Origin of the sequence: Desulfobulbus sp. (assembly GCF_030824455.1) — a bacterium.
Classification (GTDB): Bacteria; Desulfobacterota; Desulfobulbia; order Desulfobulbales; family Desulfobulbaceae; genus Desulfobulbus.
The window spans coordinates 39,214-61,797 of the sequence record NZ_JAVBXR010000018.1 but is presented as its reverse complement, the minus strand read 5'-3'; the positions used below and the strand labels follow the sequence as shown (position 1 = coordinate 61,797).

Sequence of the window (22,584 nt, the reverse complement as noted above, 5' to 3'; positions counted from 1 at the left end):
GCTGGGCGATCACGCCGGCGACCATGCCAATCTGCGGCGCATGGTCGCCGGCGTTTGCGTTCAGCGCGCGCGGCAAAGGGTGCTGTGGGAGCCGCGTCGCGTCCGACTTTGCAGACGCAAACGGGACGCGGCCGGGCAACAGGTAAGCAAATATTAAGAAGGGAGTGGAAATGTCTGAATTTAACAATGTGACTGTGGTGCGCGAGGCGAACGTCTATTTTGAGGGCAAGGTGACTAGTCGAACCCTGGTGTTTGCCGACGGAACCAAAAAGACGCTGGGGGTCATGCTGCCGGGCGAGTATGTCTTTAACACCGACAAGGCCGAAGTGATGGAGATTCTGGCCGGCGCGCTGGACGTGCTGCTGCCGGGCAAAACGGATTGGCAAAGAGTGAAAGGCGGCGAATCGTTCAACGTGCCCGCCAAATCACAATTCAGTTTAAAGGTGCAGGAACTCGCCGACTATTGCTGCTCGTTTGTTGAAGGCTGATGCGAATGGCGCTGTCGGCGCCCGGGCTGCCGTTTGGGCATGCGGTGGCGCGGACGAACACGCGGTGCGTCGCGCTGGATGCCCTTCACATCGTTGTCGTTTGCAAGGCGCGTCTTGGCCGCTGATTTTTTGGCGGAGTGGGGAAGTGGCGCGCGTATCGGAAGTTGTGCAAGGTGGGCAAATTGTCGCGCCGACATGCTGCCGGATAGTTGAGATGACTCTGTGGCCGTTGTGGCGGACCGAGCAAGCCGTTTGTCATCAGCGTTGAAAGGCTGCAGCGGGGCGGCGGCTGGGATCGGGGATTCGGGATGACCAATTCGCACATTTTGAATATCTTCCGAAACCGATCTCTCGGCCAGTTAAGGAAATCTCAAGCCTTGTCAAGGAACTATTTTTCTTGACAGAAAACACCTGCACCGGTAATGAATAGCCGTTCATTTTCATTATCTTTAATAACCTGCTGTTCACAGAAGGTTTCGTTTATTTCTATCACGTCTAAGGGAGAGTCTAATTCATGGTAACGGAACTGGTGCTATCAGCAATGGCCCTCATCGGAATTGCTGTCGTTATCCCGCTGTTCATGTTGGCGACAACCGTCATTGGCCCTCGCGCCGGCGGAGTCGCAAAGAATGATCCTTACGAAAGCGGCGTCAAGCGCATGATTGGGCTGGCGGAGCAGAAGTTTAGCGTCAAGTTTTACCTGCTCGCCATTCTCTTTCTGCTGTTTGATATAGAGGCGGTGTTCATGTATCCGTGGGCCGTAAGTGTGCGCGAACTGGGATGGTTCGGGTTCACGGAAATGGTCGTGTTCATGGCGCTGCTTTTGACTGGACTTATTTACATTCTTAAGAAAGGGGTGCTCAATTGGCGTTAGGATTAGAAGCAAGTCTAGGTGATACGGTACTGACCACCAAGCTCGATGCAGTCATCAATTGGGGGCGTGAGTACTCTCTGTGGCCGTTTGTTTTCGGAACCGCCTGCTGCGCGATCGAATTCATGAGTGCCGCCGCAAGTCAACTTGACATCTCCCGGTGGGGCGCTGAGGTTGTACGCTTTTCACCCCGTCAGGCCGACCTGTTGCTCGTTTGCGGCACCATCAGTTACAAGCAGGCGCCGATTCTCAAACGAATTTATGAACAAATGCCCGAGCCCAAGTGGGTTGTGGCCATGGGCGCGTGCGCCAGTTCCGGCGGGGTGTACGACAACTACTGCACCGTGCAGGGAATCGACACGATCATTCCAGTGGACGTCTATATTTCTGGGTGTCCTCCCCGGCCCGAGGCGGTTCTGGACGCATTGATGAAGATTCAGGACCAGATCAAGGGTGAAAGTGTGCTGAATGATCGCCACAAAGACTTTAAAGGGATTCTCGATTGATATGAATACGACGGCGCTAGAATTAATCCAGGCCGCGTTTCCGGATGTACCCTGCACGTCAAGCATCGATGCGGTGGTTCTCACGGTACAGCCTGAACAGCTCGAAACTACGCTCTCCCGCCTGAAAAACGATCCGACCTTGAATTTCGGTTTGCTGTTGGACGTTACCGGGGTGGATTTCCTTGAATACCCGACCCCGCAAGCAACCCGTTTCCTTGTCGTGTACACGATCCGCAATTGGGAAAAGAACATGCTGGTCGAGGTGCGGGTGCCCGTGGCCGACCCTGCGGTAGGCATCCCCACCGCCACCAAGTTTTGGGATTCGGCCAACTGGGGCGAGCGCGAGACCTACGACCAATACGGCATTGTTTTCCAGGGGCATCCGGACTTGCGCAGAATCCTCAATCATTGGCAGTTCCAGGGGCATCCGCTGCGCAAAGACTATGCCATTGAAAACGGGCAGATTTGCTACGAGTCTGATAGTCTTGAAAAAGAGATCAAGGACAGGCTGGCGAGCAAAGGGGTCAACAAGACCACCATGGAGGAGATCAACACCGAGATCATGTACCTCAATCTCGGACCGTCCCATCCCGCCACCCACGGCGCCATCCGCATCCTGACAGCGCTGGACGGCGAAACCATCCTCGCCAACGTCAATGAGATTGGCTATCTCCACCGCGGGTTTGAAAAAACCGCAGAGAACCGAACCTACAATCAGGTCATTCCTCTGACCGACCGGCTCAACTACTGTTCGGCCCTGATGAACAACATCGCCTACGCCAAGGCGGTGGAATCATGGCTGGGTGTGGAGATCACCGAGCGGGCCAAGTTTATGCGGGTCATCCTTTCCGAGTTTTTCCGTGTACAGGACCATTTGGTCTGTATCGCCGCCAACCTGGTTGATATGGGCGGTCTGACCAACTACTGGTACCTCTACAATGAGAAAGAGGCGTCTTACGATTTGATCAGCCGGCTCACCGGAGCCCGCCTGACCAGTTCGTTTACCCGCATCGGCGGCATGTACCGCGATTTCTACGAAGGCTGGGAAGCCGACATGGAAACGCATCTGCACGGCATTGAAAAGGGTGTCTCTGATTCGCTGAAACTGGTGCTGAAAAACAGAATCGTCCATGACCGGACCCAGAACGTCTGCGTCATGCCCGCCGACAAAGCCCTGTCCTACGGATACACCGGGCCCTGTCTGCGCGCCAGCGGCGTGCCGTTTGATCTGCGCAAGGACAATCCCTACTACCATTACGAAACTTTTGATTTCACCATTCCGCTGGGCTCGAAGGGCGACATCTATGATCGTATCATGATTCGCTACGAAGAGATCTTCCAGAGCATCAGCATTATCCGTCAGGCCATGAAAATGATGCCCGCCGGGCCGGTGTTTGTCTCCGACAACCACGTCGCCTTGCCCCCCAAAGCCGAAGTGTATAAGAACATCGAAGGACTGGCCAGTCACTTCAAGCTGATTTTTGAAGGCGTGAAGGCTCCCGCAGGCGAATGGTACGATTCCTTTGAGGCGGCCAACGGCGAGTTGGGCTTTTATTTCGTCTCCGACGGTTCCGGACGTCCCTACAAATGCAAAGTGCGGCCGCCGTGCTTTTACATGATGAGTGGGTTCCATGAAATGGTTGAGGGGGAAATGATTGCGGACGCGGTTATCAATCTCGGCAGCATCAATATCATTGGCGGAGAGTTGGACAGATGAGTGATCGATCACAGCTAATAGAAACGGGAAAACCGTTCGCTTTTGATGCGCAGCGAGATGCGGAGTTTGAGCGGCTGGCAAAAAGGTATCCCACCCGTGAATCCCTGATCTTGCCCTCGTTGTGGCTTGTTCAGGAGCAGGAAGGGTGGATCAGCGCCGAGGCCATGGCCTACATCGCCGACCGCATCGGAACCTTTGCCACCATGGTGTACGAGGCGGCCACCTTTTACACTATGTATAACCTGCAGCCCAAAGGGAAATACCACATCTGCGTATGCCGGACCCTTTCCTGCTACCTCTTGGGCAAACAGGAAATTGTCGACTATCTGCAGCGCGAGTTGGGCATTAAGCCTGGGGCCGTCAGCGCGGACGGACAGTACAGCCTCGAAGAGGTTGAATGTCTGGGCCATTGCGGATCCGCTCCAGTGGTGCAGATCAACGGCGAGTTCTACGAGTACATGACTGTGGACAAACTCAAAGAACTCTTGGCCACGCTGAAATAAGGAGAGCGAGCGATATGCAAGTAAAACTACTTAGTGCGAGATTTGATATACCGGACGCTCATAAGATTGAAGTGGCCAAGGAGCACGGCGCCTACGCGACGCTCGACAAGGTCTTTGCCATGCAGCCCGAGGAAGTTATTGAACTGGTCAAGGCCAGCGGCTTAAGAGGCCGCGGCGGCGCTGGTTTTCCCACGGGGCTGAAATGGAGCTTCCTCCCCAAAAACATCGACAAGCCGGTGTATCTGGCGGTCAACTCGGACGAATCCGAACCGGCCACCTTCAAAGACCGGTACATTCTGGTGCGCGATCCGCATATGCTGATCGAAGGCATCATCATCTGCTGCTACGCAATCAAAAGCCAGGCCGCCTACATCTATATCCGCGGCGAATACACCACCCAGGTCAAAGCACTGCAGGCCGCCATTGATGAGGCTTATGCAGCCGGCTATCTCGGCGAATCCATTGCCGGGCGCGACTACAAGCTCGACGTCACCGTGCATCGCGGCGCCGGAGCCTATGTCTGCGGCGAGGAAACCGCGCTGCTCGAATCCATCGAAGGCCGGAAGGGCCAACCCCGAAGCAAACCACCGTTTCCGGCGGTTGAAGGTCTGTACGGCTGCCCGACCATCATTAACAACGTCCAGAGTATAGCCTCTCTGCCGTTTATTCTGGCCAATGGTCCCGATGCCTACAAGGCTTACGGCACCGAAAAGAGTCCCGGAACCCATTTGTTTGGCATTTCGGGTTTAGTAAAGAAGCCCGGCATGTATGAATTACCCCTGGGACTGCCGATTCTGGAAGTTATTGACAAGGTTGCAGGCGGTCTGCGGGATGGACGCACGCTGAAAGGCGTTATTCCCGGCGGTAGCTCCACGCCTGTACTGACTCCCGAAGAGGCCCAAACCGTCACCCTTGACTACGAATCCATGGCTGCCCACAAAACCATGTTCGGTTCCGGCGGCATTGTTGTTCTCGACGACACCGTGGATATGGTGAAGCTGGTGGAGAATCTTATTTACTTCTACCATCACGAATCCTGCGGACAGTGCACACCCTGCCGCGAGGGCCTTGGCTGGATGCTCAAGATTGTCAAAAAGATTATTCGCGGCGAGGGAACAACAGCCGACATCGATTTGCTGACCGAATTGTGCGATAACATCGAAATGAAAACAGTGTGCGTACTTTCGGCGGCTTGTACCATGTCGACACGCAGTTACTTGAACAAATTCCGGCATGAATTCGAGGCGTACGTCAGTGGCGGCGCTTCAAGTCAGACCGCGATGTAACGGGGATAAGGGTTACCATGGCTGATAAGGTAAAACTGTTTGTTAACGGACAGGAAGTAGAAGTTGAATCAGGCAAAAATCTGATCGACGCTATTGGTGCTGTCGGCATTGAGATTCCCCATCTTTGCTACCATCCGGCGCTTGGTGCAGACGGCAATTGCCGCATGTGCTTGGTGGGTATCGAAGATGGCAGACCTCCTCTCGTCCCGGCATGCAAAACACGGGCAGCTGAAGGCATGAAGGTGCAGTTGGATACGGACAAGATCAAAAAAATCCAGCGCGACATTATGGAGCTGGAACTGATCAACCATCCGATCGACTGCCCCATCTGTGATCAGGCCGGCGAGTGCAAGCTGCAGGATTATTACATGAAATACGACGGTCAGAAGAGCCGAATGACCGTCAAACCCGTGCTGAAAGCCAAAAAAATGGATTTCGGCTGCGGCGTGGTCCACGATCAGGAACGTTGCGTGCTCTGCGCCCGCTGCGTTCGATTTACCCGGTTGATCACCAAAACCGGGGAACTTGGCATTGTCAACCGCACCGACTACGCGCGGGTCAACATTTTCCCGGGGCGGCCGCTTGCCAATCGTTATGCGCTGAATGTGGTTGATTTGTGTCCGGTCGGTGCAATGACCAGCGCTGATTTCCGGTTCAAACAACGGTCCTGGTTCTTGACCAAGAGCAAGGGCATCTGTCGCGGTTGCAGCAAAGGCTGCAACATCTTCATTGATCACAATCGGGAAAAATACAAGGACGACGTTATTTACCGCTTCCGTCCGCGTCTCAACGAGAAGGTCAACGGCTACTTTATGTGCGATGCAGGCCGGATGACCTACAAGCAGGAAAACGACAATCGTTTAACCGTCGCCCTGTTGGATGGAAAAGAGACGGGGCTGAACGAGGCTGTGGAAGCCTTGCGTCGCGCCGTTAGTCAGGCCAAGAAGATCGTCTGCGTCATCTCGCCCAATAATTCGCTGGAGCAGATGTTCGCCATCCAGAAATTCGCCGCAAACTGCAATGCTGCAGTCAGCGGATACAGCGACGGCTACGTCATAGCCGGCGACGGCGACGATTTCCTGATTCAGGACGATAAATCAGCCAACCGCGCCTCGTTTGCTCTGTTGGGCATTGACGCCTCCAAGGCCGGTTTTGACGCCGCCGTCAACGGAGCCGACCTGCTGATCTGTTTCCAAAACGATCTGTCGCTCAGCCTGACCGCTGATGCGCTCAACGCTTTGGCCGGCAATTGCAAACTGGCCTATCTTGGAAGCAACATGGACGCCTGTGCCGAAAAGGCCGCTATCGCCCTGCCGGTAGCCTCCGCAACCGAGGACGCTGGAACCCTGGTCAACGTCGACTCCATTCTTCAACAATATGCTGTTGCGGTTGTCAAAAACACACCCGCTTTCGATATGATTCACGTCGTCAGCCAACTTGGCGGCGAGATCAAAAATTGCTTCGAGGCACGCGCCGGCTTAACAGCCGCCGTTGCCGCCTTGAAAGGGATTGATCTGGAGCAGGTTCCCGGTGAAGGATTAGCATTAACCGTAAGCGAGGTCCCCAATGTCGCAGCTTGATATCCTCTTAATCGTTCTCAGGGTTGCCTTCGGGGCGTTCGTCCCGCTCTGCTTCATTGCGGTGCTGGTCTGGATGGAACGTCGTGGAGCCGCCTACTTTCAGGATCGTTCCGGTCCCAACCGCGCCAACATTTTTGGCTTCCGGGCTGGCGGACTGGTGCAAAATCTGGCGGACGCCGTCAAATTGATCACCAAGGAAGACGTTGTTCCCGGCCACATCACTCACAAGTTTTACTTTGTGATAGCTCCGGTGATTGTTTTCCTCATTGCGCTGGTTTCCTTTGCCGCAATTCCCTTTGCCGACGTTCTGATTCTCGACGGTAAAGAATACATTATGCAGGCCATCCCCACGGACCTCGGCATTCTTTGGTTCCTGGCCGTGGCCGGGTTTGCAGTGTACGGCATCATCCTGGCCGGTTGGTCTTCCCATAACAAATACGGTGTTCTCGGCGGCTTGCGGGCTGCGGCGCAGGTCATCAGCTACGAAATCCCCATGGGACTGGCCGTTATCAGTGCGTTGATTGTATACGGCACCGTCAATCTCACTGAGATGGTTCAATTCCAAGGGCAGCTGCTGTTTGGCTTCATCCCCATGTGGGGGGTTGTACTGCAACCACTTGGAGCCATTATCTTTATCGTGGCGGCTTTTGCGGAAACCAACCGCACCCCCTTTGACTTGGCCGAGGGTGAAAGCGAGCTGGTCGCCGGTTTCCACGTCGAGTACAGCTCGATGAAATTCGGCATGTTCTTCATGGGTGAATATGTGGCCATGTTCACTTCCAGCGCCATCATCGTCAGCCTCTACTTCGGCGGATTCCAGATTCCCTGGCTTGCCACAGACGCCTTGGTCAACAATACGCGTCTGGTCTCCTTTTTGCTGATGCTTCTGCTTCCAGTCCTGGCTCTGTTGTTCGGCGCTTGGATGAGCAAGAACAATCGCAGCCACTACCCGCGGGAAAACGACCCCAGGGTTCGCGAAGCCAATGTCTACGCTAAGATCATGTGGGGACTGGTCATCGCTCTTGAGTTGCTGCTTGTCATATTCCTGATTTCCGGATCCGGCGGCATGGCGGCGCGAATACTGACTGCGGGACTGCAGATCGTTACTTTTCTCGTCAAAGTAACCTTCATGTGCTTCGTTTATGTCTGGGTTCGTTGGACGTTACCTCGTTTTCGCTATGATCAGTTGCAGAAATTAGGTTGGCAAACACTCTTGCCGCTTTCGCTGCTGAACATTTTCGTTACAAGTGCAATCGTCGTTGCATTGAGTTAAGAGAGGAGCTGGCATGAGTGGAAAAATTAAAATAATGGAACGTAAAGGCAAAGACCTTTACGAACGGCTGTATCTGATTGAGGTCTTCAAGGGAATGGCCGTGACCTTTGGTCACTTCCTGTCCAATCTCCTTGACAACTCAAAACTGTACGTCCGACATTACCCCGAGGTGAAACCTGAGATCACCGCGCGCTGGCGCGGTCGGCATCGGCTGACCAAATATGAAGACGGGACCATGAAATGCGTGGCTTGCTTCATGTGCCAGACCAACTGCCCCGCCAAATGCATCATGATTGAAGCCGGCGAGCGCGTTGACGGCAGAACTGAAAAAATGCCGGTCAGATTTGACATTGACCTGCTTGAATGCATCTATTGCGGCTACTGCGTTGAAGCCTGCCCAATGGACGCCATCCGGATGGACACTGGCATATTTTCAGTCACCGGTGACGAGCGAAAATCCTTTGTCTTGAAAATTACGGATTTACTCGAAACTCCCGGTGCATTCACCGAAGAAGAGTATAAAAAAGGGGGCGCTTGATATCATGTTTGCCGACGGGCTGTTTTTAGGATTCGCCGTACTGGCTGTGTTGGGTGCGGCCGGACTGGTAGTGTTTCGACATCCGATGAACGGAGCGATGAGCTTTGTCGTCACGCTGATTTCTCTGGCGGGATTGTACGCGTTGCTCTCTGCGAAGTTGATTTTTGCCCTGCAACTTATTGTGTATGCAGGCGCCATCATGTCGCTCATTGTTTTCATTATCATGTTTTTAAATATTCAACCCAGCGATCTCCCCAAGGAAGAAACCAAATTGGTGTACATCCTTGGCGGTTTGGCGGTGGTTTTACCCATTGGGCTTTTCCTGGCCAAGATCGTCAAAAGTCTGCCGCTCAGTTCCACTGCTATTCTCGGCAACGATTTTGGCGGCGTCAAACAGGTTGGATTGCTGCTGTTTAAGGATTGGCTGGTGCCCTTTGAAATCGTTTCCATTCTGTTGTTGATTTCTTTGATTGGCGCAGTCGTCCTTGCAGGAAAGAAGGAGGCCGTCAAATGATTCACAGCTACCTGTATTTGAGCATCATCCTTTTTTGCTTGGGCATTGTCGGCGTTATTTCCAGGCGCAACGTGTTCACGGTCTTTATGTCCATCGAATTGATGCTGAATGCGGCGAATCTCGCTTTTGTCGCATTTGCTCGGGTCCATGAAAGCATGGACGGACATGTTCTGGCAATGATGGTTATGGCGGTGGCGGCCGCAGAAGCTGCACTGGCGCTCGCCGTTGTAATTTTACTGCACAAACATAAGAGTAAGCTCGACACCAACGTGTTTAGCCTGCTGAAAGGGTGATTCCATGGGACAAAGTGTACATTATCTGGGTCTGATACCGCTTTTTCCATTGATGGGAGCGGTGTTTATCGGACTGCTCCACGTCTTTACCTGTAAAAACGCCAAGCTGCCTGAAAAGGTGTATGGCCTGCTTGCCTGTGTTGGACCGGTGCTGTCGTTTGTAATGGCGCTCAAAGTGTTCTTTCAACTTAAAGCTTTGCCTGTTGACGCCCGTTTTTTGAGCCACAATGCTTTTACTTGGTTCAGCGTTGGCGATTTGCACATCAACATGGGCTTCCTGGCTGATCCGCTGAGTTGCCTGATGTTGTTGTTCGTCACTCTGATCGGCTCGTTGATTCATATCTATTCGATCGGCTACATGAGCGGCGACAAGAATTACGGCAAATTTTTCGCCTACATGAACTTGTTCTTGGGCAGCATGCTGGTGCTGGTGCTTGGCGACAGTCCTGTGGTGATGTTTGTCGGTTGGGAGGGCGTTGGTCTCTGCTCGTACCTCTTGATCAGTTTCTACAGCGAAGACACCAACAACGTGCTGGCCGGCAACAAGGCCTTCATCGTCAACCGCATCGGCGATCTTGGCTTTGTGCTGGGGATGTCCTTTCTCTTCTGGGGAATTGGCGCTTCCGGTTTTGACTATCTGTCGCTCAAGGCCAACATTCATCACTTAACTCCCGCCATCGCCCTGACCGTCTGCCTGTTGCTGTTTGTCGGCGCCACCGGCAAATCGGCCCAGATCCCGCTCTATGTCTGGTTGCCCGACGCCATGGCCGGCCCAACCCCGGTTTCAGCCCTCATCCACGCCGCAACCATGGTCACCGCCGGCGTCTATATGGTTGCTCGTTTCAGCTTTCTGTACGCCCATGTGGAATTGGCCGGTGACATCGTTGCCTGGGTGGGCATCCTGACCGCCTTGCTTGCCGCCATTTTCGGTATGTTTCAGAATGACATTAAAAAAGTGCTGGCATATTCAACGGTCAGTCAGTTGGGCTACATGTTCGCCGGCGTTGGCGTCGCCGCCTACTCCGCAGGCATCTTCCACGTATTCACCCACGCTTTCTTCAAAGCGCTGCTCTTCCTTGGCGCTGGTTCAGTGATTTATGCCATGCACCATGAGCAGAACATCTGGAAGATGGGCGGGTTGAAGGCCAAGATGCCCAAAACCTACCTCACCATGGTGATCGGCGCCCTTGCGTTGGCCGGCTGTCCTCCGTTTTCCGGCTTTTTCAGCAAGGACGAAATTCTGTTCAGCGCCCTAGCCACCGGTCATTACGGCATCTGGGCAGTGGGGCTGCTGGTGGCCTGCATGACCGCCTACTACACCTTCCGGATGATTTTCGTTGTCTTCCACGGCGAGCCGCGTGACCAGCACGCCTTCGATCACGCCAAGGAATCGCCTGCGGTAATGACCGTGCCGCTGATCATTCTGGCAGTTGGCGCCGCCTTTGCCGGTTTCCTGAATATGCCTGGGGTACAAACAGTTTCCCACTGGTTGGCTCCGAGTTTAACCGAGCATCATCCCCACGCCAGTTCCTTTGTCCTTGTTTTTGCCATGGCGACGAGCATTGTCGCTTTCCTGGTGGGCATCAAAATCGCCTACTCGAAATTTGGCAAAGGCGCTGCAGAACCCGTGTTCTCCGGTTTCGAGAAATTCGCCTACAACAAGTTTTATGTGGATGAATTGTACAACGCAGTCATCGTTCAACCATATAAGGCCGTCGGCTCCAGCATTTGGAAGACCATCGAACCGAACGTCACCGATGGACCAGTTAAGGCTGTGACCCGGCTGTATATGATGATTGGCACGGCTTTCAAAGTATTCCAGGTCGGCTACGTCAGGATTTACGCTATATATATGATCGTAGGGCTGAGTCTCATGAGCCTGTTCCTCTCTCAATCGTTGAACTGATAAGGTGAAAGAATGTTCGCACATGTCCTTTCCGTCATAATCTTTTTACCCATCATTGCCGGGTTGCTGCTGCTTGCAACCCCGGCAAGCAGGAATATTGCTCGATTTACAGGAATGATTGTCTCGTTGGCAGCCCTTGTCTTGAGCCTTGATCTGTACATGGGGTTCCAGTCCACCGGTCATCTTGAATTTGTCGAGAACATTCCCTGGATCGCATCCCTAGGCGTTTCTTATGCGCTGGGCGTGGACGGCATCAGCCTGTTCATCCTGATGGCTGGTTCGGTCCTTCTTCCCATGGTCTATTTCGTCTTTGCCACCAAGGAGAAGGGCTATTACGCCAACCTGCTGATTGTGCAGGGCGCAATGGCGGGCGCGGTATGCGCCGCCGACATGATTCTTTTCTACATCTTTTGGGAAGTCATGTTGCTGCCGGTCTTTTTCATGCTGGGTTTGTACGGCGGCCCCAAACGGTTGCCGGCAACCCTAAAGATCACCCTGTACACCATTGCCGGTTCTTTGCTGATGCTGGCCGCCATCGTCTACCTCGGCGTCAGCTATCATGCCCAGTTTAATGAATGGAGCTTTGCTCTAGACAAAATGGCGCAGTTGAATTTGTCCGGACGGGTTGCAGCTGTCGCTTTCTTTGGGTTTATGATCGCCTTTGCCATCAAAATCCCGCTGTTTCCTTTTCACACTTGGTTGCCCGACGCCTACACCGAAGCCCCAACCGCAACGACCTTTGTGCTTTCCGCAATCATGGCCAAGATTGGCGTCTATGGCGTCATCCGATTTGTGGTTCCGGTTTTTGATCAGGAATTTGCCCGGTTTGCGGTTCTCTTGGCTTACTCTGGCGTCATTGGCATGATGTATTGCGGCATTGCCGCGATTACGCAAAAAGATTTCAAACGAATGTTGGCTTTTTCCTCGGCCTCGCATATGGGCATCATCGCCTTGGGCGTGTTCTGTATGAATGTTCAGGCCTTGACCGGCTCCATTTATCAAATTGTCGCTCACGCCACCAGCACCGGCGTGCTCTTTCTCTTTGCCGGTATTCTTGAAGAACGCACGCAGACTCGCACCATCTCCGATCTCGGCGGCATTGCCGCCAAAGCCCCGGTCTTTGCCCTGTATTTCGCCATCGCCATGCTGGCCTCGGTTGGTTTGCCGGGCACCAGCGGGTTCATCGGCGAATTTATGATCATCCTCGGCGCGGTCAAATTTAACACCGCCGTCGGCGTGCTCGCCGGCACTACCCTGATTATCGGCGTCTGCTACATGCTGTGGATGTTTCAGCGGGTCTTTTTTGAAAAAGCCACCCCAAAATCTGAAAACTTTAAAGATTTCAGTCTCATTGAAGGGTTGGCCTTTTTACCCGTTATTATCCTGATCATTGTGATGGGCGTCTATCCGCAGCCCTTCCTCAGCAAGATCACGCCTTCCACCGCGCTTCAGTTTGCATCCGCTGCTCCTGTTGTCGCCCAGGCCGCGTCCGCCACCAATGCTCACCTCCCTGAGCTCACCATTGAACAGAAATAAGGCCGGATTTCCATCATGACGAACGATTTAATGTTACTAATGCCACTGATTATCGTTGGTGCAGGGGCGATCCTGTTGATGCTCTCCTCTGCCTATCAAAAATTAACGCATGAAATGGCGGCTTATGGCAGCGCACTCGTTTTTGCCGTAGCATTTCTTGTTCAACTCAGCGCCTGCATCACCGGCAACGCGGTGCTTTTTTCCGGAGCCTTCAACGGCTTGCTGGTAGCGAGCAGTTTTTCCAAGGCCGCTGGATTGATCATCCTCGCCTGCGGTTTTTTTACCGCCATGAGTTCCCATACCTATTTCAAACAGAATGATTTTTGTAGCCCGGAATACTACAGCCTGATGGTCTTTGCCGCTTCCGGCATGTTGCTGCTGACCATGGCGCAAGAACTGATCACAGTGTTTATCGCTTTAGAGATCATGTCCTTGGCCATCTACATTCTGGTTGGGTATGACCGCAAGAATGTCATCAGCACTGAGGCGGTGTTGAAATATCTCATGCTCGGCGCTTTTGCCGGCGCCTTTCTCACCATGGGCGCCGCGTTTGTGTATGGCGCGACCGGAAGCACAAAATTCGTCAAAATAGCCCAGTATGTAGCCGCCCACGGGTTTATGCAAACCCCGGCCTTGATCGGCGGTTCATTTTTCATTCTGGTAGCTTTTCTCTTCAAAGCCGCCGCATTTCCCTTCCATGCCTGGGTTGTCGACGTCTATGACGGCGCGTCGGTTCCTGTCACCGGTTATATGGCAACCGGGTTGAAAACTGCGATCTTTGCAGTGTTTGCCAATTTTCTGGTGCTTGATGCCTCATTGCAAAGCGGCTGGATCACCTACCTGTTCTACATTGCCGTCTTCACCATGTTTGTCGGCAACCTCATCGCGATCGGTCAGCAATCGCTGAAAAGAATGTTGGCTGCATCGGGCATTGTTCACACCGGTTATCTGCTGATCGCTTTGGTGGCCGTGAGCACCAAAGACTTCACCGGCAGCGTGATCGCCTATTATTTGGCGGCGTATGCAGCAAGCACTTTGGGCATCTTCTGCGCCTTGTCGTATTTAGGCGGCGCCGGCGAGAAACGGAGCACCTTTGACGACTTCAAAGGCTTGGCCAAGTCTCGACCCTACTCCGCCGCCGCTGTCAGCGTCTTCCTGCTGTCGATGGCCGGCATCCCGCCGACCGCTGGCTTCATGGGCAAATTTTACATCATCACCAGCGCCATTGAAGCCGGCCAGGTGACTTTGGCGGTGTTGGGAATCGTCAGCAGCATCATCTCCATGTGGTACTATCTGCGACTGATCATCAACATGTACTTCTGTGAAGCCGAAGAACAATTTGGCGAGGCGGTTCCGTCTAATTTGGCGCCCATCTGCACCTTTGTCCTTGTGGTGTGCGTTTTTGCAATCAGCTTGTATCCTGTGGTCATCTGATCGGCAAGCAGATTGTCTCGAGCGTTCGCGCTCCAGACAATCATCCCCAATCATTCATCTGCTGGTAATTAACGGCCTTGGGAGAATACTTCCAAGGCCGTTTTGATTTTTCAAGAATCTGGCAATCCTTCGGTAGTTCTCCCTTATTGTGAGGTTTGGTTGCCGTAAGCGTCATTCTTCATTGCTTGACAGTTTGTGCAGGCTGGGTAAAACGAGTTCTGCATCATCACACAGGGCCTTCTTTCGACTGCCGCTTTTGTAACTCTTGGTCAGAGAGGCTCGGGCCGTCAACTCCACTCGCTCAATTGATGCACCAACGCCAATGATCCGACAGTCGCCTCACCCCGCCTTCACTTTGCTTGACCAACCGCGTAGCGTTCGTCAGAGACTTGCGTTTATTGGCGCATTCACTTTGCTTGTTCTCATTGTGGTCGCCGTAGGCGCCGATCAACTGACCCTGTTTCTGCATCGGGTCGAACAGGCGCCCATTACCGATAACTTGGTGTTGGAATTAAACACCTTTGTGGTCGATGATTATAAACACGCTGTTCTGGATCTCTCAAAAAGTCTTGAAATTGGCGAGGTTTGCACCGGAAAATCTTCGATTGACAACCCTTCGCTGCTGCGGGTGCTGAATACGGCCCAGGGCGCACTCAATGTGGCGCTGGTCTACGTGATGGACGCCGAGGGAACCGTCATCGGATGCTCCAACAATCCGGAGGAGCAAAGCTTGACCGGCCAGCAGTATCGCTTCCGGCCGTATTTTATCCATGCCATAGCAGGCTCTCCGTATTTTTATCCAGCCGTCGGCGTCACCACTAAACGCAAGGGGTTTTATTTTAGCGCTCCCATCATGGGCGCCGAGAAGGGAAAACCCATAGGTGTTGTGGTTATTAAAACTCGCAGTGAATCAGTCGATTCCTTTTTTTCGGCTTTGCAAGGCAAAATGGATGCGCTTTTGCTCTCAAAAGACGGCGTTGTTTTTGCCTCGACCCATGACGACTGGAATTTGAAAACCGCCTTGCCGCTTGACCCCGGGCAGTTGCGCGAAATCACCAACAGTCGTCAGTTTGGCGATCAGCCTCTGCAACCGTTGACCTTTTCTCTGGAAAAACCCATCGTTTCTGTCAATAATGGCCGAACTCTGGCTGATCGGCAATCGCTCCCTTTGGACGGTTGGCAGATCGCCACATTGCAGCCGACTCCCTTTCCTTGGGCTTTGGTTCTGCTGTTGGACAGCATTGTCCTTTCGTTAGGCATCCTCAGCGGCGTCATTGTTTTACACTCCCAGAAAGAGGAAGATCTCGCTCATCAGGTGCTCGCCGGTCAAGCAGCCAGCGACCGCGCCGAAGCCGCCCGCCAGACCTCTGAACTCGAATTGGAGACAATTTTCAGCGCCAGCCTGGTGGGTATTGTGTTGGTGCGCGATGGGCGAATCGTCAACGTCAACCACCGCATGACCTCCATCTTCGGGTACAGTCGCGAAGAAATATTACAGGGCGACATTCGTCAATTTTTCCCCGGTCGTCGCGCCTTTCGCCGTTTTGTCCGCAGACATCTGCACCTCTTGGCTGTGGGCGACGTCGAACAGGTCGAATACCAGTTGAAGAAAAAAAACGGGGATTTGATTCCCTGCACCCTGAGCGGCAAGGCGATCTCGCCGCTCAATCTCGCCCAGGGCACCGTCTGGGTTATTGAAGACATTTCCAAAAGAAAGGCGGTGGAGGATGAACTGGATCGGGCCCGGAAGTTGGCTGAATCCGCCAGCATCGCCAAAGGCGAGTTCCTCGCCAACATGAGTCACGAGATTCGCACCCCAATGAACGGCATTATTGGCCTGTCCAATATCTTGTTGCGAGAACCCTTGCCTGAAGCCCAGCGGGAACATCTGGAATTGATCCAGCGTTCGGCCATCCGATTGATGACCATTATCAACGACATTCTCGATTTTTCCAAGTTGGAAGCCGGCCGTTTTGAGCTCGATCCGCAACCCTTTTGCCTGCGGACTCTGCTCAAAGAAGTCATCCAACCAATGGAGTTGACCGCTCAACGCAAAAATCTGGCACTTCGCCTGACGGTTGATCCCACCACTCCTGACATGCTGGTCGGCGATCAAACCAAGTTGATGCAGGTTCTGACCAACCTGGTTGACAACAGCTTGAAATTCACCCGCAAGGGACAGGTGACATTGGAGGTCGGCGTACAGGACAAGGACGACGAGGAGGCGCAACTGTTGTTTGAGGTGGCGGACACCGGCATCGGGATTGTGCCAGTTTATCATCCCAAGGTGTTTGAATCCTTTTCCCAGGCCGATTCCTCCCATTCCCGTCGTTTTGGCGGCACCGGCCTGGGCTTGTCGATCTCTAAGGGGTTGGTGGAATTGATGGGCGGGGCCATCTGGTTTGAGAGCGAACCGAGCAAGGGGACCCGATTTTATTTTACCCTGCCGATGGTTTTCCCCAACCAAGGCAATGGGCGAACAACGAGACAACAGAAAACGCACTCTCCCCAGGTCGGGTTGGCGGACTCCGGTCAGGGCAAGCGAATATTGGTGGCCGAGGACGAGTACATCAACAAAATTCTGATCCGCACTCTGCTCGGTCAGGCCGGTTATCACGTCACCGTGGTCTCCAATGGGCGGGAGGCAGTGAACGCCTGGCGAGGCGGCGTTTTTGACTGCATCCTTATGGATATCCAAATGCCTGAGATGGACGGGTACGAGGCGGTGTCCCGCATCCGCGAGGCCGAACAAACCGACCAACACATCCCCATTATCGCCATGACCGCGCACGCCATGACGGGAGACCGGCAAAAATGCCTGATAGTCGGCATGGATGATTACGTGTCCAAACCCATTGACGGGGCTTCGGTGCTGCAGTTGTTGCGACATTATCTGCCAGAGACGACGTCAGACGACGCAGCCGGTGCGGCGGAGAAAGCTCTATGACTCGGCTGGCCGCGTTGTTGCTGCTTTGCTCCGTTTTTGGCCTTGGCGGGTATCTGCTGAGCGTACGCATTCAACCTGCAGTCGACCTGATTGAGTATGTGCCCGCCGAAGCCACCGCCTTGGCTGAAGGGGAGAATTTCGCCCAGACCTGGGCGTTGTGGCGGCATAGTTTGGTGGGCGAGAAATTGCATCAGACCGATTTTCCGGCGCTGCTTGTCAAGCTGGGATGGGAACAACCTCTTGCCGACAGCCTTGCGACGCTGCTCGCCCAAATGGAGCGCTGCGGTCAGATTGCCGCACTTGGGCAAGTGTTTGCCCACAAGGCGGTGGCGGCCCTGGTTCCAGACTCGTCCGCAGAGCATCTCTTGACCGACCCCCTGGAGCGGTTGGTGGTGATCGTTAATGTCGGCAATGGCGGTGCGCCGCAACAGTGGGCTGAGGAGTTGTTTGGCGTTGTCCGTTCGCGCAGCGTTCAACAGTATCAGAATGCGACGCTGATTACCCTGCGGTTCGACGACGAGCGAGCGCTGACCTACTGTCTGCAGCGCGGCGTGCTGATTGCCGCCTTGCGTGAGGAGGTGGTGCGACGCTGCGTCAGTCAATCTTTGCAGCGCATGGTCCAGGTTCGCACGGGACTCCAGCTGAACCGGCAGTATCAGCGGCTCAGAGCCCTGGCCGGCGCCTCGCCTGATTTTTTCCTGTACGCCGATGCCGCAGCGCTTCCCGCCTTCCACCCAGTGCTGCAGGACTGGGGACAAGACCTGGAAGGCCTGCAGCCGCTCCATCTGGCGATTTTTCATCGCGCCCAGGCCAGTCGGCTGGGAATAGTCGCCTTGGCCGACAAGGAGCAGCTCGCCGCGTTCATCCGTCGCCATCAGTTGGCCGAACCGGTCGACGATCCGTCTGTGCCGCATGTCTCCTCGGACACCGATTTTTCCCTGTGGACCAACTGGTTCCAGCCAAAAAAACTCTGGAATCTTGCTCAACTGAAGAGCCCTCCCGAGATTGTCGGTCTGATGTCGTTGTTTGCCCAGTATCTGACAACCGCCACAGGGCAAACCATGGATTCTTTTTTTGATGTCTTCGGCAGCGAATTCGGGGTATTCATTAACCAGCAGCGGGCGCCCCATCAATCAACAAGTTCCATGGCCTGCGTATCGGTTGCGCTTCGCGATCCTGTGCAGACGGCCAACGCGCTCAAAGCGCTGACGGCTGGACTGCAGGCGGTCACCGTCGTGGCGGACGGCACGGAAATCGTTTCAGTGGTCATGGCCGGCGGCTTGCTGCAACCCGCCTATGCCCTGGTTCGCAATCAGCTGGTCCTTGCCGACAGCGTGGAGTTGATCGAACAGTTGCTGCGGCGGAGCGGCGAGCAGGCGACGGCGGCGACGGCAGGGAAGGAGCGCGGCGGCCGGACTGTGCGCGAGCGATGGGGCAATTTTTTTCTTTTTGTCCGCACCGGATCCCTGGCGGAGCGGTTGCTTCCGGTGTTGACCGTGCTTGCTAAAGAGAGCCGCGAGAAAAACGAAATGATTGCCCCGCGCGCCCGGCTGCTGTTGCAGGAAATGGTCCTGCCCTTGCTGTCAGGCCTGCGCGGCGTTGAAGTCAGCCGTCTGCGCGGCTACCTCTATGAAGATGAAATGCTGCTTGAGTTGGAATACGCTCCGCCGCAGACGGCATTGCCTCTTCTTTCACGATAACGAGCATTAGGGAATGGCCGCACGGTCTTCCCAGAGAAACCGTATGGAACAATTGGTTGGCGAACTCAAAAAAATCATGTCGTTGAAATCAACGACCACCGTAGGCGACATTGTTCTGGTCGCCGCTAAAAAGCCGCAGATGCTCGTGTATGCGATGGTCGGCGACATCGAACGCGACCAGACCCGCAAGGCGGAGTGGTGGCACGTCACCCTGCACCTGCTGTCCATACCGATGCAGACCGTGGTTTGGACCCTGCGCACCGCCCAATTCACCGGTCAGGAAATTTTTACCATGGGCGGGGAAGGGCGTTTTATCCAGGCGGTGCGATTTGACTCTCCCGCCAAGCCCACTCCGCCGGTTGAGGAAAAAAGCAAGGGCGGAGAGCGCCGTCCGGGCTTGCGGATTGTCAAATGACCACCTGCGCGAGCGATCTGGTGGTGGGCAACGAGCGCGGCATCCACGGCCGGGTGGCCACCCGTCTGGCGGAAGTGGCTTCGGAGTTTGCCGTGGTGTTGCAAATTCGCCGCGCAGAGGAGACTGTCGAGTGCTCCTCGATTCTTGACGTGCTCTCCCTGGCCCTGGTGCAGGGATCGGAAATCAGCGTGCAGGCCGTGGGCGAGCAGGCCGAGGCCGCAATGGCGGCCGCCGCAGAATTGATCACCGCCCAGGAAGATCCTTGAGATGACAGAGCAGGCAATGGACGACAACCGACAACCGGTTTCCCGCACCCTGCAGGGCATCGGCGTTTCTCCCGGTATTGCGGCGGCCAGGGTCCTGGTCATGAAACGTCACGCCTGGCGGGCAGGCTGGCGGCATCTGCCCGACGACCATGTCGAAAAAGAGGTCGAACGGTTCCTCCTGGCCATCCGCACCGCCGGCGCCGAGCTGGCGCAACTGCGGGAAAAATTGGCCGCCGATCTGGCCGACGCCCTGTCGATCATCGACTCCCATCTGCTGATGCTCAAGGACAAGATGATCATCGAGCGCACCGTGGCCATCATCCGCCGCAACAGCGTCAATGCGGAGTGGGCCCTGGCCCAGGCCCTCAGCGAGATCAAGGAGCGCTTCGAGCAGATTGACGACCGCTATATTCGCGAGCGGTACGCCGACATCAAGCATGTGGCGGATCGGGTTTTCGGGTTGCTGACCGGCCGGGAACACGACGGCCTGGGGGGCGACGACCTGCCCGTTATCCTGGTGGCCAATGATTTTTCCCCGGAGGACGCCCTGCGGATGCAGGCGGGCAACGTTCTTGGCTTCCTCACCGAAAAAGGGGGCGTGACCTCCCACACCGCCATCGTCGCCCGGTCGCTCAACATCCCTGCGGTGGTTGGTTTGGAACACGCCACCTCGATTCTGGCCACCGGCGATCTGATCATCCTTGACGGCCGCACCGGGCAGGTGACGCTGCACCCGGAGCCCTCGGAAATCCGACGACGTCAGGAAGGCAACCGGCGCAACCACGCCAAGGCCGACGATCTGGACCGCTATATCCACCTGGCCTCGGAAACCGAGGACGGCTATGTGGTCCGGCTGAGCGCCAACATCGAGATGCGGCAGGAACTGCCCGCCGTGCTTCGCTACGGTTCAGAGGGCATCGGCCTGTTTCGCAGCGAATTTGACTATTTTCAAGGCCAAGAACCGCCCAGCGAAGAACAGCTGCTGGCCACCTACCGGCAACTCCTGGAAACCATGGCCCCGCATCCGGTGACGGTGCGCACTCTGGATGTGGGCGGCGACAAGTTTCTCCACAGTTTCCCCGGCAACGGAGCCTGGCTTGATCAGGAACGCAATCCGGCCCTGGGGCTCCGTTCCATCCGATTTTCTCTGTACGAACGGGACCTGTTTCGCATTCAACTGCGCGCCCTGTTGCGGGCCTCGGTGTACGGCCGGCTGCGCATTCTTCTGCCCCTGGTCTCCGCCTTGAACGAAGTGCGTCAGGCCAAGGCCGTGATTGCAGGGGTGATGGAGCAACTGGCGGAGGAATCGACGCCTTTTGCGGCCAACGTCGAAATCGGCATGATGGTCGAGGTGCCCAGCGCTGTGGTCATGGCCGACGTCTTTGCGCGGGAGGTCGATTTTTTTGCCATCGGCACTAACGATCTGATTCAGTATTCGCTGGCCATCGACCGCGGCAACCAGTATGTGGCGCACCTGTACGAACCGTTTCATCCGGCGGTGCTGCGGATGATCAGGCAGACGGTCGAGGCCGGTCACGCCAGCAACATTCCGGTGTCGCTCTGCGGCGAGATGGCCGGAGACGGGCTCTGCGCCCCGGTGCTGATGGGATTGGGCCTGGACGAACTGTCGATGCGGCCCGCCGTCATCCCCCGCATCAAACGCATGCTGCGTCATTCGCGCAGCAACGAGTTGCGCAACCTGGCCCGGCAGACGCTGGAATGCGAGGATAGCGAGCGCGTCCGCGAGTTTTTGGCCGCGACCTTGCCCCATTTTTACCCCAAGGATTTCTACCAGTCGTGAACGAACGTCAGATCATTGAATACATCACCGCCCTTGCCGGACCGGCCGATGGGCGACTGCTCCAGGGCATCGGCGACGATTGCGCCGTGGTCGACAAGGACGGCCGGCGCGTCTGGCTGCTGACCATGGACACCTTGATTGAGAACGTCCATTTTGATTGCGCCTTCCATCCTCCTGAACAACTGGGTCGCAAGGCGGTTGCGGTCAATGTCAGCGACGTCGGGGCCATGGGCGGCAGACCGGTGTTTGTCCTCCTTTCGGTGGGCATGCCCCGGGGGTTTGACGAATCCTGGTTTCGCGCCTTTGCCCAGGGCCTGACTGCGGCCTGCCGGGAATACGGCTGCTTCCTGATCGGCGGCGACACGGTCGCCAGCCCCCAGGGGCTTAATTTTTCCCTGACCGTGATTGGCGAAGCCGAGGCCAGTCAGGTGGTGTACCGCAGCGGGGCCCGGCCCGGAGACACCGTCTGGGTCAGCGGCCCGCTGGGATACGCCGCTGCCGGTCTGGAACTGTTGCGCCGGGGATTGGCGCCGGATGCGACCGCCTTTGCGCTGTTTCGCGAGAAGCATCTCAATCCGACCGCCAGGGTGGAACTCGGCTGCCAGTTGGCCGAGAGCGGCTTGGCGCACGCGATGATGGATCTCTCCGACGGCTTGGCCACTGACCTTGCCCATCTGTGCAAACAGTCCGGAGTGGGCGCGCGTCTGCGGGCTCGCGATTTGCCGGGCGTGGCCGCCCTTGCCGAGGCGGCGCGGTTGGTCGGTGCGGACGCCGAGAGCTGGGCCATTGGCGGCGGCGAAGACTATGAGCTGCTGTTTACCGCAGACGCCGACGCGCACGACCAGGTGCAGGATCTCGGCCGTCGGTGCGGATTGTCTCTTTCGCCAGTCGGAACCGTGGTTGCCGGCGAGGGCGTCACCCTGATCCGGCCAGGGGCCGACGGCGTGATCGAGGAAATTGCGGTGGCCTATCAGGGGTTTGATCATTTTCGCAGCAGGGCGGGGGGGTAG

General features: G+C 55.6%; 20 protein-coding genes. All 20 read left to right on the top strand.

Features of this window, described 5'->3' with window-relative positions; translation table 11 throughout:
• The first annotated feature begins 170 nt into the window (after positions 1 to 170).
• The 20 genes from RCH93_RS03275 to thiL all read left to right on the top strand — a co-directional run bounded on the left by RCH93_RS03275 (position 171) and on the right by thiL (position 22,584).
• A complete protein-coding gene (locus tag RCH93_RS03275; protein ID WP_306546885.1) occupies positions 171 to 488 on the top strand; it encodes a pyrimidine/purine nucleoside phosphorylase in 318 nt (105 codons plus the stop codon).
• Between the two features lie 514 nt (positions 489 to 1,002).
• Positions 1,003 to 1,362 carry an NADH-quinone oxidoreductase subunit A gene (gene ndhC, locus RCH93_RS03270; protein ID WP_306546884.1) on the top strand — a complete coding sequence of 120 codons (360 nt, stop codon included), beginning with the start codon at positions 1,003 to 1,005 and terminating at the stop codon, positions 1,360 to 1,362.
• Positions 1,353 to 1,865: an NADH-quinone oxidoreductase subunit B gene (locus RCH93_RS03265; RefSeq protein ID WP_306546883.1), complete on the top strand. Its 513-nt coding sequence runs from the start codon at positions 1,353 to 1,355 to the stop codon at positions 1,863 to 1,865. Before ndhC ends, RCH93_RS03265 begins: the two co-directional genes overlap by 10 nt.
• A 1-nt stretch (position 1,866) precedes the next feature.
• Positions 1,867 to 3,582, top strand: coding sequence for an NADH-quinone oxidoreductase subunit D (locus RCH93_RS03260; RefSeq protein WP_373693250.1), 1,716 nt, complete (start codon positions 1,867 to 1,869; stop codon positions 3,580 to 3,582).
• On the top strand, positions 3,579 to 4,085 hold the full coding sequence (nuoE, locus tag RCH93_RS03255) for an NAD(P)H-dependent oxidoreductase subunit E (protein WP_306546881.1): 507 nt from the start codon (positions 3,579 to 3,581) through the stop codon (positions 4,083 to 4,085). Before RCH93_RS03260 ends, nuoE begins: the two co-directional genes overlap by 4 nt.
• A 14-nt stretch (positions 4,086 to 4,099) precedes the next feature.
• Positions 4,100 to 5,371: an NADH-quinone oxidoreductase subunit NuoF gene (nuoF, locus tag RCH93_RS03250; protein WP_306546880.1), complete on the top strand. Its 1,272-nt coding sequence runs from the start codon at positions 4,100 to 4,102 to the stop codon at positions 5,369 to 5,371.
• Between the two features lie 17 nt (positions 5,372 to 5,388).
• Positions 5,389 to 6,951, top strand: a complete 1,563-nt coding sequence (locus tag RCH93_RS03245; RefSeq protein ID WP_306546879.1) for a 2Fe-2S iron-sulfur cluster-binding protein — start codon at positions 5,389 to 5,391, stop codon at positions 6,949 to 6,951.
• Complete coding sequence (locus RCH93_RS03240) at positions 6,938 to 8,224, top strand: complex I subunit 1 family protein (RefSeq protein ID WP_306546878.1); 1,287 nt, start codon at positions 6,938 to 6,940, stop codon at positions 8,222 to 8,224. The genes RCH93_RS03245 and RCH93_RS03240 overlap by 14 nt, the downstream gene beginning before the upstream one ends.
• A 13-nt stretch (positions 8,225 to 8,237) precedes the next feature.
• On the top strand, positions 8,238 to 8,762 hold the full coding sequence (locus RCH93_RS03235; protein ID WP_306546877.1) for an NADH-quinone oxidoreductase subunit I: 525 nt from the start codon (positions 8,238 to 8,240) through the stop codon (positions 8,760 to 8,762).
• Between the two features lie 4 nt (positions 8,763 to 8,766).
• A complete protein-coding gene (locus tag RCH93_RS03230; protein WP_306546876.1) occupies positions 8,767 to 9,276 on the top strand; it encodes an NADH-quinone oxidoreductase subunit J in 510 nt (169 codons plus the stop codon).
• A complete protein-coding gene (gene nuoK / locus RCH93_RS03225) occupies positions 9,273 to 9,569 on the top strand; it encodes an NADH-quinone oxidoreductase subunit NuoK (RefSeq protein ID WP_306546875.1) in 297 nt (98 codons plus the stop codon). The genes RCH93_RS03230 and nuoK overlap by 4 nt, the downstream gene beginning before the upstream one ends.
• Before the next feature lie 4 nt (positions 9,570 to 9,573).
• Positions 9,574 to 11,475: an NADH-quinone oxidoreductase subunit L gene (gene nuoL, locus RCH93_RS03220; RefSeq protein WP_306546874.1), complete on the top strand. Its 1,902-nt coding sequence runs from the start codon at positions 9,574 to 9,576 to the stop codon at positions 11,473 to 11,475.
• 12 nt (positions 11,476 to 11,487) lie between these two features.
• Positions 11,488 to 13,011 (top strand): NuoM family protein, encoded by a 1,524-nt coding sequence (locus RCH93_RS03215; protein WP_306546873.1) that lies wholly within the window; start codon positions 11,488 to 11,490, stop codon positions 13,009 to 13,011.
• A 30-nt stretch (positions 13,012 to 13,041) separates the two neighbouring features.
• The gene (locus tag RCH93_RS03210) at positions 13,042 to 14,445 is read left to right on the top strand and encodes an NADH-quinone oxidoreductase subunit N (RefSeq protein WP_306546872.1); all 1,404 of its coding nucleotides are present in this window, start codon (positions 13,042 to 13,044) and stop codon (positions 14,443 to 14,445) included.
• Between the two features lie 412 nt (positions 14,446 to 14,857).
• On the top strand, positions 14,858 to 17,392 hold the full coding sequence (locus tag RCH93_RS03205) for an ATP-binding protein (protein WP_306546871.1): 2,535 nt from the start codon (positions 14,858 to 14,860) through the stop codon (positions 17,390 to 17,392).
• Entirely contained in the window at positions 17,389 to 19,092 is a 1,704-nt protein-coding gene (locus tag RCH93_RS03200) for a hypothetical protein (RefSeq protein ID WP_306546870.1), read from the top strand. Before RCH93_RS03205 ends, RCH93_RS03200 begins: the two co-directional genes overlap by 4 nt.
• 43 nt (positions 19,093 to 19,135) lie before the next feature.
• Positions 19,136 to 19,507 carry a hypothetical protein gene (locus tag RCH93_RS03195; RefSeq protein WP_306546869.1) on the top strand — a complete coding sequence of 124 codons (372 nt, stop codon included), beginning with the start codon at positions 19,136 to 19,138 and terminating at the stop codon, positions 19,505 to 19,507.
• Positions 19,504 to 19,773, top strand: coding sequence for an HPr family phosphocarrier protein (locus tag RCH93_RS03190; RefSeq protein ID WP_306546868.1), 270 nt, complete (start codon positions 19,504 to 19,506; stop codon positions 19,771 to 19,773). The genes RCH93_RS03195 and RCH93_RS03190 overlap by 4 nt, the downstream gene beginning before the upstream one ends.
• 1 nt (position 19,774) lies before the next feature.
• Complete coding sequence (ptsP, locus tag RCH93_RS03185) at positions 19,775 to 21,574, top strand: phosphoenolpyruvate--protein phosphotransferase (protein WP_306546867.1); 1,800 nt, start codon at positions 19,775 to 19,777, stop codon at positions 21,572 to 21,574.
• A complete protein-coding gene (gene thiL / locus RCH93_RS03180; protein ID WP_306546866.1) occupies positions 21,571 to 22,584 on the top strand; it encodes a thiamine-phosphate kinase in 1,014 nt (337 codons plus the stop codon). The genes ptsP and thiL overlap by 4 nt, the downstream gene beginning before the upstream one ends.

What these genes read in the sequence shown, in the direction of transcription:
- RCH93_RS03275 (WP_306546885.1), top strand. Translation starts at nt 171, where the DNA reads ATGTCTGAATTTAACAATGTGACTGTGGTGCGCGAGGCGAACGTCTAT.
- ndhC (WP_306546884.1), top strand. Translation starts at nt 1,003, where the DNA reads ATGGTAACGGAACTGGTGCTATCAGCAATGGCCCTCATCGGAATTGCT.
- RCH93_RS03260 (WP_373693250.1), top strand. Translation starts at nt 1,867, where the DNA reads ATGAATACGACGGCGCTAGAATTAATCCAGGCCGCGTTTCCGGATGTA.
- nuoE (WP_306546881.1), top strand. Translation starts at nt 3,579, where the DNA reads ATGAGTGATCGATCACAGCTAATAGAAACGGGAAAACCGTTCGCTTTT.
- nuoF (WP_306546880.1), top strand. Translation starts at nt 4,100, where the DNA reads ATGCAAGTAAAACTACTTAGTGCGAGATTTGATATACCGGACGCTCAT.
- RCH93_RS03245 (WP_306546879.1), top strand. Translation starts at nt 5,389, where the DNA reads ATGGCTGATAAGGTAAAACTGTTTGTTAACGGACAGGAAGTAGAAGTT.
- RCH93_RS03240 (WP_306546878.1), top strand. Translation starts at nt 6,938, where the DNA reads ATGTCGCAGCTTGATATCCTCTTAATCGTTCTCAGGGTTGCCTTCGGG.
- RCH93_RS03235 (WP_306546877.1), top strand. Translation starts at nt 8,238, where the DNA reads ATGAGTGGAAAAATTAAAATAATGGAACGTAAAGGCAAAGACCTTTAC.
- RCH93_RS03230 (WP_306546876.1), top strand. Translation starts at nt 8,767, where the DNA reads ATGTTTGCCGACGGGCTGTTTTTAGGATTCGCCGTACTGGCTGTGTTG.
- nuoK (WP_306546875.1), top strand. Translation starts at nt 9,273, where the DNA reads ATGATTCACAGCTACCTGTATTTGAGCATCATCCTTTTTTGCTTGGGC.
- nuoL (WP_306546874.1), top strand. Translation starts at nt 9,574, where the DNA reads ATGGGACAAAGTGTACATTATCTGGGTCTGATACCGCTTTTTCCATTG.
- RCH93_RS03215 (WP_306546873.1), top strand. Translation starts at nt 11,488, where the DNA reads ATGTTCGCACATGTCCTTTCCGTCATAATCTTTTTACCCATCATTGCC.
- RCH93_RS03210 (WP_306546872.1), top strand. Translation starts at nt 13,042, where the DNA reads ATGTTACTAATGCCACTGATTATCGTTGGTGCAGGGGCGATCCTGTTG.
- RCH93_RS03200 (WP_306546870.1), top strand. Translation starts at nt 17,389, where the DNA reads ATGACTCGGCTGGCCGCGTTGTTGCTGCTTTGCTCCGTTTTTGGCCTT.
- RCH93_RS03195 (WP_306546869.1), top strand. Translation starts at nt 19,136, where the DNA reads ATGGAACAATTGGTTGGCGAACTCAAAAAAATCATGTCGTTGAAATCA.
- RCH93_RS03190 (WP_306546868.1), top strand. Translation starts at nt 19,504, where the DNA reads ATGACCACCTGCGCGAGCGATCTGGTGGTGGGCAACGAGCGCGGCATC.
- ptsP (WP_306546867.1), top strand. Translation starts at nt 19,775, where the DNA reads ATGACAGAGCAGGCAATGGACGACAACCGACAACCGGTTTCCCGCACC.